Below are 13,748 nucleotides of genomic sequence, written 5' to 3'. Positions count from 1 at the left end.
CACCGGGCGTCCGACTCAATAAGGTGGGTGCCGTGGCGACGCACCTCGAACCCCGGGAAGGCAGGGGAGTACCTTCGGTACCTCCCCGTTCGACAGTGATGCAGGAGGCCAGTGGTGCGTGAGTATCTGCTGGTGCTGTTCTGCACCGCCGCCGTCACCTACCTGCTGACCGGCCCGGTCCGGAAGTTCGCCATCGCAGCCGGCGCGATGCCCCCGGTCCGCGCCCGCGACGTGCACCGCGAGCCCACTCCGCGGCTCGGCGGCATCGCGATGTTCGGCGGGCTGTGCGCGGGCATCCTGGTCGCCTCGCAGCTGGACAACCTGAGCAAGGTGTTCAACGGGGGCAGTGACATCCGCGCGCTGCTGTCCGGCGCGGGGATCATGTTCCTGCTCGGGGTGCTCGACGACAAGTGGGGCGTGGACGCCCTGGTGAAGCTCGGCGGCCAGATGATCGCCGCCGGCGTGATGGTCTGGCAGGGCGTCACGGTGATCACCCTCCCGGTGCCCGGCGTCGGCCCGGTGGCGGTGAGCCCGACCCAGGGCATGGTCATCTCGGTGACCCTGGTCGTCGTCATGGTCAACGCGGTGAACTTCATCGACGGCCTGGACGGCCTGGCGGGCGGCATGGTCTGCATCGCCGCGATCGCGTTCTTCCTGTACAGCTACCGGCTCTGGTACGGCTACGCGATCACCGACGCGGCCCCCGCCGTGCTGTTCAGCGTGCTGCTGATCGGCATGTGCCTGGGCTTCCTGGCGCACAACATGCACCCCGCCCGGATCTTCATGGGCGACTCCGGCTCGATGATGCTGGGCCTGATGCTGGCCGTCGCCGCGATCTCGATCACCGGCCGGGTCGACCCGGACCTGATCAACAGCGAGACCGGTTCGCAGACCGCCACCGTGCACACCCTGGTGCCGATCTACATCCCGCTGCTGCTGCCGCTGACGGTCATCGCGCTGCCGCTGGCCGACCTGCTGCTCGCGGTGGTGCGCCGCACCTGGGCCGGCCAGTCCCCGTTCGCCGCCGACAAGCGCCACCTGCACCACCGACTGCTCCAGGTCGGGCACTCGCACAGCCGCGCCGTACTGATCATGTACTTCTGGGCCGCGCTGATCGCCTTCGGCACGGTCGCCTTCTCGGTGACCAACACCGGCCGCACGGTGGTGCTGACCCTCGCCGGGCTCTGCCTGGTCGGCCTGGTGGTGCTGCTGACCCCGCGGTTCCGGCCGCGGGCCCCCCGGGCGGTGCAGTCCTTCGTCCCGCCGCGGTACCGGCGGCGCCCGTCCGGCGCCCCGATGGCTGAACTGTCCGCAAAGGACAAGCAACTTCTCGGTGAAGCCAGCCGGGGCTCGTCCGCGCCCTCCGATCACGACAAAGCCACCGGCCGCCGGTGACAGGAAAGTTGACGCTCCGTCAAATGGGCTCACCCGTACGGCGGAACCACTGCGCCGTCAGTGTGACAGGAGCCACACATTCATGGTAAAGCTCTCATCAAATAGTTTGTGATACCGTTCACGAGTACCGAGAACACGCCGAAAGACCTGACAGGTGGAGGACTTCCGTCCCTCGTCGGTCTCCCTCGACGGGCCCGCCGCACTCGCGGGCGGCCCGGCGGCGGCCACTCGGTCCGGTGTCACCCCGCCACCATCTGTGCCCGTCCCCCGCCACATCGACATGCCGCCGGAGCTGCCGACATGCCGTCCACCGACGCCCGGATCCTCCGAGGCGCCGCGATTCCCACTGCGGTCGCCGGGATCATCGCCATGGCGATCTCCTTCCCCGTCGCCGGTGGGAAGGGCCTGCTCGGCGCCCTCTTCGGCGCCCTGCTCGTGATGGCCTTCTTCAGCTTCGGCCAGATCGCGCTCGACCGGCTGACCAGGTCCAACCCGCAGATCATGATGGCTGCGGCGCTGCTGGTGTACACCACTCAGATCCTGCTGGTGGGCATCGTCCTGGCGGTCTTCAAGAACACCGAGCTGTTCAACCGGCAGGCCTTCGCCTTCACCCTGCTCGGCTGCGCCCTGATCTGGACGGGCTTCCAGGTGCGCGGCGCTCTCAAGGCCAAGACCTTCTACGTCGACCCCGGCGCCTCGGGAAGCAAGGGCGACAAGCCCTCCGACAAGGGGCGTCAACAGTGACGAGGCCCAGCTGTCCCCCCAACGAGGGGGGCGGTGTTTATGCCGCACTGACGGGCTGCTATCGTCCGTCGCAACAACGGAGTACGGGAAGAGGCCAGGTCTGTCCGGACAGTGGACGGATCGCCCCCCGGATCCGCGCAGTCTTCGATGATCCCGCTGTGGTGCAGCGCACTGCCGCGCGGGGTCGGCGAGATACCCATCAAGTTCCAGTGCCGCTCCGTGGTCGCAGGCCACGCCGACACACCGAGGTTGCCGTAACCATGCGTCACGACGAAGGAGTCCGTGGTGAGTGCTGAACTCCCCCTCGCCAGCAGTTGCCACTTCGGGGACGCTGGCTGCGGCTTCCCGGCCCCGGGTCTGAACGAGTTCCAGTTCAAGCCGATCTTCTCGGTCGGCGGCATCGACTTCAACAAGCCGATGCTGCTGTCGATCATCGTCGCGCTCCTGGTCGTCGTGTTCTTCTGGGCCGCCTTCGCGAAGCCGCGCCTGGTCCCGGGCAAGCTGCAGCTGGTCGGTGAGATCGGCTACGACTTCGTCAAGCGCTCCATCGTGCTGGAGACGATCGGCAAGAAGGGCGAGAAGTACGTCCCGATGCTGGTCTCGATGTTCTTCTTCATCTGGTTGATGAACATCATGTCGATCATCCCGTTCGCCCAGTACCCCGTGACGGCGACGATCGCGTTCCCGGCCGGCCTCGCGGCCGTCGTGTGGATCACCTACATGACGCTGACCTTCAAGAAGCACGGCTTCGTCGGCGGTCTCAAGAACCTCTGCTGGCCGTCGGGCATCCCCGGCTGGGTCATGTTCATCCTGGTGCCGATCGAGTTCTTCTCGAACATCTTCGTGCGCCCCTTCACGCTCGCGGTCCGAGCCTTCGCGAACATGTTCGCCGGCCACCTGCTGATCGTGATGTTCTCCATCGCCTCCTGGTACCTGCTCAGCCCGACCCTGGGCGCGCTGTACGGCTCGGCCTCGTTCGTCGTCGCCGTCGGCCTGACCGCCTTCGAGCTGCTGGTCCAGTTCCTGCAGGCCTACATCTTCGTGATGCTGGCCAGCAGCTACATCGCCGGTGCCCTGGAAGAGGCGCACTGAGCCAGGGGGCCCTCGGCCCCGCCCAAGAACCACCTCCCGGATCGCCCGGTGGCCAATCACCACCGGTTCACCACCCTGCAAAGGACAACGTCAATGAGCATCCTCGCTGAGGGCACTGTCTACGGTTCCGTCGCCTCCCTGGGCTACGGCCTCGCCGCCATCGGCCCCGGCATCGGCGTCGGTCTGATCTTCGGTAACGGTGTCCAGGCCATGGCCCGCCAGCCCGAGGCTGCCGGTCTCATCCGTTCCAACATGTTCATCGGCTTCGCGCTGACCGAGGCGCTCGCCCTCATCGGCATCGTCATGCCGTTCGTCTTCGGCAACAAGTAATCCTGCCGCAGACCCTTTCGAGGAAGGTCCAGAAATGAGCATCGTGGCTCAGCTCGCGGCTGAGGAGAAGATGAACCCTCTTCTCCCCAACTGGCCCGAGATCGTTATCGGCCTGCTCTGCTTCTTCATCGTCTTCGGTCTGCTCGGCAAGAAGCTCCTCCCCAGCATCGAGAAGGTGCTGTCGGAGCGCCGGGACGCCATCGAAGGCGGCATGGAGCGCGCCGAGGCCGCTCAGGCCGAGGCCCAGGCCCTGCTTGAGCAGTACCGCGCCGAGCTCGCCGAGGCGCGCCACGAGGCTGCCCGGATCGTCGAGCAGGCTCGCGAGCAGGGTGCCGCCCAGCTCGCCGAGATGCGCGAGGAGGGCCAGCGTCAGCGCGAGGCCATCGTCGCCGCCGGTCACGCGCAGATCGAAGCCGACAAGAAGCAGGCGACTGCCGCCCTGCGCCAGGACGTGGGTTCGCTGGCCACCCAGCTGGCTTCCCGCATCGTGGGTGAGTCCCTCGAGGACTCCGCCCGCCAGAGCGGCGTGATCGACCGCTTCCTGGACGAGCTGGAGGCCAAGGCGGCCGTTGCTCAGGGTGCGGCCAAGTGATCGGCGCCAGCCGCGAGGCTCTCGCCGCCGGTCGGCAGAACCTGGACAGCCTGACCGACTCCACCTCGGTGGACGCGGCCAAGCTCGCCGAGGAGCTCACCGCCGTCACGGCCGTGCTGGACCGTGAGGTGTCGCTGCGCCGCGTCCTGACCGACCCGTCCCGGTCGGGTCAGGACAAGGCCCAGCTGATCACCTCGCTGCTGACCGGTCAGGTCTCCGGCGAGGCGGTGGACCTGGTCTCCGGCCTGGTCCGCTCGCGCTGGTCGGGTTCGCGCGACCTGGTGGACGCGACCGAGGAACTCGCCGCGTACGCCGAGGTCATCGCCGCGGACAAGGCGGGCGTCCTGGACGACGTCGAGGACGAGCTGTTCCGCTTCGGCCGGGTGGTGAGCGGTTCGCACGAGCTGCGCGCCGCGCTGACCGAGCCGAAGGCCGGTGCCGCCGCGAAGGCCCAGCTGATCAACAAGCTGCTCGGCGGCCGCGCCAACGCCGGCACCGTCCGGCTGGTCACCGCCCTCGTCAACGCGCCGCGTGGCCGTAGCCTGGAGCAGGGCCTCGAGTCCTACTCGAAGCTCGCCGCCGCGCGCCGCGGCCGCGTGGTGGCCCTGGTCACCAGCGCGGTGCCGCTGTCGGACAGCCAGAAGGAGCGCCTGGCCGGTGCTCTGGGCCGGATGTACGGCCGTCAGGTCCACCTGAACATCGACGTCGACCCCGAGGTCGTCGGCGGCGTCCGGGTGCAGATCGGCGACGAGATCATCGACGGCACCGTGTCGAGCCGCCTCGAAGGCGCTCGCCAGTCGCTCGAAGGCTGAGCAACAGAGCAGCACATCCGACCCTCGGTCGGGAAACCGGCTCCCCAAGGAGCCGGCAAAACGTACGGCCGGTTCATACGACCCGGCCGAGAGTCGAGTACTTGCGGCCCTCAATGGCGGGCCGAGGATCGCAAACTAGGAGAGCAGGGAAGCCTGATGGCGGAGCTTACGATCCGTCCGGAGGAGATCCGGGACGCGCTGGCCGACTTTGTCCAGTCGTACCAGCCGGACGCCGCTTCTGTGGAAGAGGTCGGCACGGTCACTGACGCGGCGGACGGCATCGCGCATGTCGAGGGCCTGCCCTCGGTCATGGCGAACGAGCTGCTGAAGTTCGAGGACGGCACGCTCGGCCTCGCGCTGAACCTCGACACCCGCGAGATCGGTGTCGTCATCCTCGGTGAGTTCGGCGGCATCGAAGAGGGCCAGACCGTGCGCCGCACCGGCGAGGTCCTCTCGGTTCCGGTCGGCGACGGCTTCATGGGCCGCGTCGTGGACCCGCTGGGCAACCCGATCGACGGCCTGGGCGAGATCGCCGCCGAGGGCCGCCGCGCCCTCGAGCTGCAGGCCCCCGGCGTCATGGCCCGCAAGTCGGTCAAGCAGCCGCTGCAGACCGGCATCAAGGCCATCGACGCGATGACCCCGATCGGCCGCGGCCAGCGCCAGCTGATCATCGGTGACCGCCAGACCGGCAAGACCGCGGTGGCCGTCGACACGATCATCAACCAGCGCGACAACTGGCGCTCGGGCGACCCGGAGAAGCAGGTCCGCTGCATCTACGTCGCCGTCGGCCAGAAGGGCTCCACCATCGCGTCCGTCCGCGGCGCCCTGGAGGAGGCCGGCGCGCTGGAGTACACCACCATCGTGGCGGCTCCGGCTTCCGACCCGGCCGGCTTCAAGTACCTCGCCCCGTACACCGGTTCGGCCATCGGCCAGCACTGGATGTACGCCGGCAAGCACGTCCTGATCATCTTCGACGACCTGTCGAAGCAGGCCGAGGCCTACCGCTCCGTCTCCCTGCTGCTGCGCCGCCCGCCGGGCCGCGAGGCCTACCCGGGTGACGTCTTCTACCTGCACTCCCGCCTGCTGGAGCGCTGCGCCAAGCTGAACGACGAGCTGGGCGGCGGCTCGATGACCGGTCTGCCGATCATCGAGACCAAGGCCAACGACGTCTCGGCGTACATCCCGACCAACGTCATCTCGATCACCGACGGCCAGTGCTTCCTGGAGTCCGACCTGTTCAACGCCGGCATCCGCCCGGCCGTGAACGTCGGTATCTCGGTCTCCCGCGTCGGTGGTTCCGCCCAGATCAAGGCCATGCGCTCGGTCGCCGGCCGTCTGCGCCTGGACCTCGCCCAGTACCGTGAGCTGGAGGCCTTCGCCGCCTTCGGTTCCGACCTGGACGCGGCCTCCAAGGCCCAGCTGGAGCGCGGTGCGCGCATGGTCGAGCTGCTGAAGCAGGGTCAGTACCAGCCGTTCCCGGTCGAGGAGCAGGTCGTCTCCATCTGGGCCGGTACCACCGGCAAGATGGACGACGTCCCGGTCGCCGAGATCCGCCGCTTCGAGCGCGAGTTCCTGGACCACGTCCGTCTGCAGCACAAGGACCTGCTGGCCGGCATCGTCGAGACCGGTCTGCTCGCCGACGGCACCGTCGACGCGCTGACCAGCGCGATCGAGGCCTTCAAGCAGGGCTACCAGACCGCCGACGGCAAGCTGCTCTCCGAGCAGGCCTGAGTCCGGTAGCGAGGGAAAGGACGTAACGACCCATGGGAGCACAGCTTCGGGTCTACAAGCGCCGGATCCGCTCTGTCACCGCGACGAAGAAGATCACCAAGGCGATGGAGATGATCTCCGCGTCGCGCATCGTCAAGGCGCAGCGCGCGGTGGCCGCCTCCACTCCGTACGCCGACGAGCTCACCCGGGCGGTGACGGCGGTGGCCACCCGGTCCAACGCCAAGCACCCGCTCACCACCGAGAACCCGAACGCCAAGCGCGCGGCCGTCCTGATGATCACGGCGGACCGCGGCCTGGCCGGCGGCTACTCGACCAACGCCATCAAGGCCGCGCTGACGCTCACCGAGCGCCTGCGCGGCGAGGGCAAGGAGGTCGTGACCTACGTCGTCGGCCGTAAGGGTGTCGCGTACTACACGTTCCGCAACCTCTCGGTTGAGGAGTCGTGGACGGGCTTCTCCGACAAGCCGACCTACGGCGACGCGAAGGCCGTTGCGGCCCACCTGATCGAGGCCTTCACGGCCGAGACGGGCGGCGTGGACGAGCTGCACCTGATCTCGACCGAGTTCGTGTCGATGCTGACGCAGAACGCGGTCGAGGCCCGGCTGCTGCCGCTGAAGCTGGACGAGGTCCAGGCCGAGGCGGAGGCCAAGGGCAAGGGCGAGATCTTCCCGCTCTACGACTTCGAGCCGTCGGCCGAGGGCGTCCTGGACGCGCTGCTGCCGCGGTACGTCGAGAGCAGGATCTACAACGCGCTGCTGCAGTCGGCCGCTTCCGAGCACGCCGCCCGCCGCCGCGCGATGAAGAGCGCGACGGACAACGCCGGCGAGCTCATCAAGTCGCTCACGCGGCTTGCCAACTCGGCCCGCCAGGCCGAGATCACCCAGGAAATCAGCGAGATCGTCGGTGGCGCCAATGCGCTCGCTGACGCGAGCCGCGGGAGCGAATGAGTATGACCACCACTGTTGAGCCGACCACGGCGACGGGCCGCGTCGCGCGGGTCATCGGCCCGGTCGTCGACGTGGAGTTCCCCGTCGACGCGATTCCGGACATGTTCAACGCCCTGCACGTCGAGGTCGACAACCCCGACGGCACGGGCAAGAAGACCCTCACCCTCGAGGTCGCCCAGCACCTCGGCGACGGCCTGGTCCGCGGCATCTCGATGCAGCCGACCGACGGCCTGGTCCGCGGTTCGCAGGTGACCGACACCGGTGCCGCCATCTCGGTGCCGGTCGGCGACATCACCAAGGGCAAGGTGTTCAACGCCCTCGGTGAGGTGCTGAACGTCGACAAGGCCGAGTTCGAGTCCCAGGTGTCGGTCCGCTGGCCGATCCACCGCAAGGCCCCGAACTTCTCGGAGCTCGAGTCCAAGACCGAGATGTTCGAGACCGGCATCAAGGTCATCGACCTGCTCACCCCGTACGTGCAGGGTGGCAAGATCGGTCTGTTCGGTGGTGCCGGTGTCGGCAAGACCGTTCTGATCCAGGAGATGATCTACCGCGTCGCCGAGAACTTCGGTGGTGTGTCGGTGTTCGCCGGCGTCGGTGAGCGCACCCGTGAGGGCAACGACCTGATCGACGAGATGGTCGACTCGGGCGTCCTGGACAAGACCGCGCTGGTCTTCGGCCAGATGGACGAGCCGCCGGGCACCCGTCTGCGCGTCGCGCTGTCCGCCCTGACCATGGCGGAGTACTTCCGCGATGTGCAGAAGCAGGACGTGCTGCTCTTCATCGACAACATCTTCCGGTTCACCCAGGCCGGTTCCGAGGTGTCGACCCTGCTCGGCCGCATGCCCTCCGCGGTGGGCTACCAGCCGAACCTGGCCGACGAGATGGGCCTCCTGCAGGAGCGCATCACCTCGACCCGCGGTCACTCGATCACCTCGATGCAGGCGATCTACGTCCCCGCGGACGACCTGACCGACCCGGCCCCGGCCACCACCTTCGCCCACCTGGACGCGACCACCGTTCTGTCGCGCCCGATCTCGGAGAAGGGCATCTACCCGGCCGTCGACCCGCTGGACTCCACGTCCCGCATCCTCGACCCGCGGTACATCGCGCAGAACCACTACGACACGGCCGTCCGTATCAAGGGGATCCTGCAGAAGTACAAGGACCTCCAGGACATCATCGCGATCCTCGGCATCGACGAGCTGTCCGAAGAGGACAAGATCACGGTGCACCGTGCCCGCCGCATCGAGCGCTTCCTCTCGCAGAACACCTACGTGGCGAAGCAGTTCACCGGTGTCGAGGGCTCGACCGTGCCGCTGTCGGAGACCATCGAGGCCTTCAACGCGATCGCGGACGGCAAGTACGACTCCGTCCCGGAGCAGGCCTTCTTCATGTGCGGTGGCATCGAGGACCTCGAGAAGAACGCCGCCGAGCTGGCCAAGAAGTAATCGCGGCCGGTAGCAGCTGAGTGACCGTGAGGGGTGGCCCCCGAGCCTGGGGACCACCCCTCACGGCGCATCGGCTGTGATTCCGGTCAAATCCGTGCCGCCGGTTTCATGCCGGAGGCGCGGGGCCGTTATTCTTACCGAAACTCCCGAGTAATCGGGCGTTGCATGAGCCTAGGAGCCCACGTTGGCTGAGCTGCACGTCGAGCTGGTCGCAGCCGACCGCAAGGTGTGGTCCGGTGCGGCCACCATCGTCGTCGCCCGTACGGCCTCCGGTGACACCGGCATCATGCCGGGTCACACCCCGGTGCTGAGCGTGCTGGAGACCGGACCGGTCACCATCCGCACGGTGGACGGCGGCACCGTCATCGCCGCGGTGCACGGCGGCTTCATCTCCTTCGCCGACAACAAGCTGTCTCTGCTCGCGGAGATCGCCGAGCTGGCGGACGAGATCGACGTCGCGCGCGCCGAGCGCGCACTGGAGAAGGCCAAGGCGGACCTGGACGCGCACGCCGAGCGTCGCGCCGAGGTGCGTCTGTTCGCGGCGCGCGGCCTCAAGGCCCACGCCTGAGTGCGCCGGACCCCGGCTTGGCGGGGTCGACCGACGGTCCCGGGGACGCGCGAGCGTGACCCCGGGACTGTCGTCGTAGTTGGTAGGTCAGCGCGGTCGTCTGGTACGACCGTAACGGGGAACGCGGGTAGCGAGGAGGTAGGTGAGCATGGTCCTCGCGCTTGTGGTGTGTGCGGCGGTCGTGGCGCTGGGAGTGATCGGCCTGATGGCCTTCGCCGTACGCCGCCGCCTGATCCAGCGGGTCGGCGGCACGTTCGACTGCAGCTACCGGCTCAAAATGCCCGCCGACGCCTCGACGCAGCCCGACCTCGACGAGAACGGCAAACCCACCTCCGCCCCGGTCCCCCCGACCGACGGCAAGGGGTGGGTTTTTGGTATCGGTCGCTACAGCGGCGACTCGATCGAGTGGTTCCGGGTCTTCTCGTACGCCCCGCGCCCGCGCAAGGTGCTGCCGCGCCGGGAGATCGAGGTGCTCGGCCGGCGCTACCCGGAGGGCCAGGAGGAGCTGGCGCTGCTCTCCGGCTCGGTGGTGCTGCGCTGCCTGCACAACGGGGACCCGCTGGAGCTGGCGATGAGCGAGGACGCCCTCACCGGCTTCCTGGCCTGGCTGGAGGCCGCCCCGCCCGGGCAGAGAGTCAATGTCGCGTAGCGACGAGACTCTCGGGATGGGGGCACCCCCGGCCGAAGGCTGGGGGAGGGTTAACGTCGCCTAACCCCCGGCTAGGCTGTGCGGCATGGTCAATCTGACGCGCATCTACACCCGTACCGGGGACGACGGCAGCACCGCGCTCGGCGACATGAGCCGGACCACCAAGACCGACCCGCGGCTGATGGCCTACGCCGACGCCAACGAGGCGAACGCGGCGATCGGGGTGGCCCTCGCGGTCGGCGCGCTGTCCGAGGACGTGGTGGCCGTGCTCACCCGGGTCCAGAACGACCTGTTCGACGTCGGCGCCGACCTGTCCACGCCCGTGGTCGAGGACCCGAAGTACCCGCCGCTGCGGGTGCTGCAGTCCTACATCGACCGGCTGGAGCGGGACTGCGACCACTACCTGGAGCAGGTGGAGAAGCTGCGCAGCTTCATCCTGCCCGGCGGCACGCCCGGTGCGGCCCACCTGCACCTGGCCTGCACGGTGGTGCGGCGGGCCGAGCGCTCGACCTGGGCGGCGATCGCCGCGTACGGGGACTCCGTCAACCCGCTGACCGCGAAGTACCTCAACCGGCTGTCCGACCTGCTGTTCATCCTGGCCCGGGTGGCCAACAAGGAGCGCGGCGACGTGCTCTGGGTGCCGGGGGAGAACCGCTGACGGCTAGCGGTCGGCGGCCGGCGGCTGCTTGGGCCAGATCGAGTAGCAGCCGGCCACGATCACGTTGACCACGGCCGCGATGCCCAGCTTCCAGTACCACTGGGCGAAGGTGCCGAAGTGGGCGGAGCCCGCCGAGAGCGGGACGAGCAGGGTGATCAGGCCCAGGGTGATCACGGCCGACACGACGGTCCGCTTGGCGATCCGCCACTCGTGGGCGGTGCGCTCCGGGCCGTACTGGGGGGAGGGCGGGGGCTTGGGACCGCCGGCGAAGCGGTGCAGGAAGTGCCGGTCGGCCCAGGCCACCAGCGAGGGGCCGTAGCCGACCGAGAAGCCGGCGTAGCTCGCGGCCAGCGCGTGCATCCAGTTCGCCTCGGCGCCGCCGCGCAGGTTGAGCACGGTGAGCGCGTACAGGGCGAGGTCCACCACCGGCAGGCCGACCAGCAGCGCGGTGCTGGTGCGGCGCCACCGCAGCAGGTAACGGGCGGAGAGGGCGAGGCCGAGCACGATCCACCAGGAGACCTCGGCCGCGAGGATGAGGGTGACGATCACGTGGTCCAGCCTGGTGCGCGGGCGCGTGGGTGTCGTCGTCGTGGGGTGCCGTCCGGGCCTGCACCTTTCGATGTAGCGGGCTCCTCCGTGGACCGGAGCCGGGTGGACCTCCGGGGATGGTGAGATGGGGTCGTGCTCGTACCGTCCCTCTCCCCGCGCCGACTGGACCGGCTGATCGCCCTGTGCGGGCTGCTCGGCGGGGCGGTGCTGACCGTCTTCCGGGTGTACGAGCGGGCCGACCAGGTGCCGCGGTGGGCCGTGGCGCTGCCGTTGCTGGTGATGGCGGGGCTGGAGCTGGTCCGGCGCACCCGGCCGGTGCTCGCGGTGTCGCTCGGCGGGCTGGCCTTCGCCGGGAGCGTGGTCGCCGGCAGCCTGCTGGCGACGACGATCATGTACACGGACCTGCTGTACGCGGCGGCGCTCTACGGCACCCACCGGATGTCGCGGGTGCTGCACCTGACCGGCGGGGCGACCGTGTTGGTGCTCTCCAGCCTGGTCTGGTACGCGGCCGGGACCTCGTCGGGGCTGCTGGTCGTGGTGCTCAGCTCGCTGGTGTTCCTGGCGCCGGTGTGGACCGGCGAGCTGGTGCGCAAGCACCGGCTGGTGGCGGAGGCCGAGCGGCTGCGGGCCGAACAGACCGCGCTGCTCTCGGAGATGGACCGGCGTGAGGCGGTCGGCGCCGAACGGGCCCGGATGGCACGGGAGTTGCACGACGTGGTGGCCAACCACCTGTCGGCGATCGCGATCCACGCCACCGGGGCGCAGTCGGTCGCCCGGCGGCGGCGGTTGGCCGTGGACGATCCGCTGGTCGAGGTGCTGGCGGTGATCCGGGAGAACAGCGTCCAGGGATTGGCCGAAATGCGTCGCATGATCGGACTGCTCCGGGACAGCGGCGGGGGAGAGGGCGACGAGTCGTACGCGGCACCCGACCTGGCCGCGGTGGACGCGCTGTTGACCAAGGCCCGGGCGGCCGGGCAGGGCGTCGGCCTGCAGTTCGAGCTGACCGAGCTGGGCGAACGCGGCGCCGTCCCGGTGCCGGTCGGGCTGGCCGCGTACCGGATCGTGCAGGAGTCGCTGACCAACGCGCTCAAGCACGCCGGGCCCGGACTGGTCGCGGTGCGGCTGGAGTTCGGCCCGGAGGAGCTGCGGATCGCCGTCGACAGCCCGTACCGCGGCGAGCCGGGCCGCGAACTGCCCGGCGCCCGGGCCGGGCTGGTGGGCATGTCGGAGCGGGCCGGGCTGCTCGGCGGCAGCTTCGAGGCGGGGCCGCGGGACGGGTACTGGAGTGTGCGCGCGGCGCTGCCGCGCGACCGGGAGAGCGAGGGACGGGCATGACGATCCGGGTGCTGGTGGCCGAGGACCAGGCGGCGGTGCGGGCGGCGCTGGTGATGATCCTGCGCGCCGAGCCGGGGTTCGAGGTGGTCGGGCAGGCCGCCGACGGGGAGGAGGCCGTCCGGCTGGCGCTGGAGCTGCGGCCCGACGTGGTGCTGATGGACGTGCAGATGCCCCGGCTGGACGGCGTTTCGGCGACCCGGCAGGTGGTCGCCGCCGGGGCCGCCCAGGTGCTCGTGCTGACCACCTTCGACCTGGACGAGTACGTCTACGGCGCGCTGCGGGCCGGCGCGGCCGGGTTCCTGCTCAAGGACCTGGAGGCGGACACCCTGGTCGAGGGCATCCGGACGGTGGCGCGCGGGGACGGCATGCTGGCGCCCTCGGTGACCCGGCGGCTGATCGGCGCCTTCGCCCGCCCGGAGCGGCCGGTCGGCCCGGAGGCCCGGGCCGCGGTGGAGGGGCTGACCGGGCGCGAGCGGGAGGTGCTGGCCTGCGTCGGGGCCGGGATGTCCAACGGGGAGATCGCGGCTCGGCTGGAGATGGCGGAGGCGACCACCAAGACCCACGTCAGCCGGATCCTGGCGAAGCTGCGGCTGCGCAGCCGGGTGCAGGCGGCGATCCTGGCCCAGGACCTCGGTCTGACCGTCTGACGGGCGTCCGGGCCGTTCGACGGGCGTCCTGAGCGGCTGACCACGTCGGTTGCAGATCACACTCCCGATTGCTATTGCACGGGGGATTCGGACGTTAGAGTCCGCGTGAGCGAGCGGAGCGAGCGAACGAATTGACACTGTGAGCTCCGCGAGAGCGACCGCCGAGCGTCAGCGAGGCGGGAGAATCGAGCGATGCGGCTCCAGGCGGCGACCCCTGTCCTGAGCCGCCTTCAGGGCCCGCCCGCAGGGCG

General features: G+C 69.5%; 15 protein-coding genes. 14 read left to right on the top strand and 1 reads right to left on the bottom strand.

Annotated elements, in window-relative coordinates; translation table 11 throughout:
• The first annotated feature begins 114 nt into the window (after positions 1–114).
• The 12 genes from O1G21_RS14750 (at position 115) to O1G21_RS14695 (ending at position 10,966) form a co-directional block, all read left to right on the top strand.
• Positions 115–1,395 carry an MraY family glycosyltransferase gene (locus O1G21_RS14750; RefSeq protein ID WP_270144028.1) on the top strand — a complete coding sequence of 427 codons (1,281 nt, stop codon included), beginning with the start codon at positions 115–117 and terminating at the stop codon, positions 1,393–1,395.
• 300 nt (positions 1,396–1,695) lie between these two features.
• Positions 1,696–2,139, top strand: coding sequence for a hypothetical protein (locus tag O1G21_RS14745; protein WP_270144025.1), 444 nt, complete (start codon positions 1,696–1,698; stop codon positions 2,137–2,139).
• Between the two features lie 285 nt (positions 2,140–2,424).
• A complete protein-coding gene (atpB, locus tag O1G21_RS14740; protein ID WP_270144023.1) occupies positions 2,425–3,231 on the top strand; it encodes a F0F1 ATP synthase subunit A in 807 nt (268 codons plus the stop codon).
• Between the two features lie 93 nt (positions 3,232–3,324).
• Positions 3,325–3,561, top strand: coding sequence for an ATP synthase F0 subunit C (gene atpE / locus O1G21_RS14735; RefSeq protein ID WP_031074289.1), 237 nt, complete (start codon positions 3,325–3,327; stop codon positions 3,559–3,561).
• Positions 3,562–3,595: 34 nt separating this feature from the next.
• Positions 3,596–4,153: a F0F1 ATP synthase subunit B gene (locus O1G21_RS14730; RefSeq protein ID WP_270144021.1), complete on the top strand. Its 558-nt coding sequence runs from the start codon at positions 3,596–3,598 to the stop codon at positions 4,151–4,153.
• Complete coding sequence (locus O1G21_RS14725; RefSeq protein WP_270144019.1) at positions 4,150–4,965, top strand: F0F1 ATP synthase subunit delta; 816 nt, start codon at positions 4,150–4,152, stop codon at positions 4,963–4,965. Before O1G21_RS14730 ends, O1G21_RS14725 begins: the two co-directional genes overlap by 4 nt.
• 156 nt (positions 4,966–5,121) lie before the next feature.
• Positions 5,122–6,696 (top strand): F0F1 ATP synthase subunit alpha, encoded by a 1,575-nt coding sequence (atpA, locus tag O1G21_RS14720; protein WP_270144017.1) that lies wholly within the window; start codon positions 5,122–5,124, stop codon positions 6,694–6,696.
• A gap of 32 nt (positions 6,697–6,728) precedes the next feature.
• Positions 6,729–7,643, top strand: a complete 915-nt coding sequence (locus tag O1G21_RS14715) for a F0F1 ATP synthase subunit gamma (RefSeq protein ID WP_270144016.1) — start codon at positions 6,729–6,731, stop codon at positions 7,641–7,643.
• A gap of 2 nt (positions 7,644–7,645) precedes the next feature.
• Positions 7,646–9,091: a F0F1 ATP synthase subunit beta gene (gene atpD / locus O1G21_RS14710; RefSeq protein ID WP_270144014.1), complete on the top strand. Its 1,446-nt coding sequence runs from the start codon at positions 7,646–7,648 to the stop codon at positions 9,089–9,091.
• A 184-nt stretch (positions 9,092–9,275) separates the two neighbouring features.
• The gene (locus tag O1G21_RS14705) at positions 9,276–9,659 is read left to right on the top strand and encodes a F0F1 ATP synthase subunit epsilon (RefSeq protein WP_270144012.1); all 384 of its coding nucleotides are present in this window, start codon (positions 9,276–9,278) and stop codon (positions 9,657–9,659) included.
• A 148-nt stretch (positions 9,660–9,807) separates the two neighbouring features.
• Positions 9,808–10,308, top strand: a complete 501-nt coding sequence (locus O1G21_RS14700; RefSeq protein ID WP_270144010.1) for a DUF2550 domain-containing protein — start codon at positions 9,808–9,810, stop codon at positions 10,306–10,308.
• A gap of 85 nt (positions 10,309–10,393) precedes the next feature.
• Positions 10,394–10,966: a cob(I)yrinic acid a,c-diamide adenosyltransferase gene (locus O1G21_RS14695; protein WP_270144007.1), complete on the top strand. Its 573-nt coding sequence runs from the start codon at positions 10,394–10,396 to the stop codon at positions 10,964–10,966.
• 3 nt (positions 10,967–10,969) lie between these two features.
• Here the strand turns inward: O1G21_RS14695 and O1G21_RS14690 are convergent, their stop codons facing one another.
• Positions 10,970–11,515 carry a hypothetical protein gene (locus O1G21_RS14690; protein ID WP_270144005.1) on the bottom strand — a complete coding sequence of 182 codons (546 nt, stop codon included), beginning with the start codon at positions 11,513–11,515 and terminating at the stop codon, positions 10,970–10,972.
• A gap of 132 nt (positions 11,516–11,647) precedes the next feature.
• Here O1G21_RS14690 and O1G21_RS14685 point away from each other — a divergent pair, with 132 nt between their 5' ends.
• Together O1G21_RS14685 and O1G21_RS14680 are read left to right on the top strand one after the other, a co-directional pair.
• Positions 11,648–12,850 carry a sensor histidine kinase gene (locus O1G21_RS14685; RefSeq protein WP_270144003.1) on the top strand — a complete coding sequence of 401 codons (1,203 nt, stop codon included), beginning with the start codon at positions 11,648–11,650 and terminating at the stop codon, positions 12,848–12,850.
• Positions 12,847–13,497 (top strand): response regulator, encoded by a 651-nt coding sequence (locus O1G21_RS14680; RefSeq protein ID WP_270144001.1) that lies wholly within the window; start codon positions 12,847–12,849, stop codon positions 13,495–13,497. The genes O1G21_RS14685 and O1G21_RS14680 overlap by 4 nt, the downstream gene beginning before the upstream one ends.
• Positions 13,498–13,748 lie beyond the last annotated feature (251 nt).

Source organism: Kitasatospora cathayae (assembly GCF_027627435.1).
Classification (GTDB): Bacteria; Actinomycetota; Actinomycetes; order Streptomycetales; family Streptomycetaceae; genus Kitasatospora; species Kitasatospora cathayae.
The sequence above is the reverse complement of the archived record's forward strand: the minus strand, read 5'-3'. Positions and strand labels throughout refer to the sequence as shown.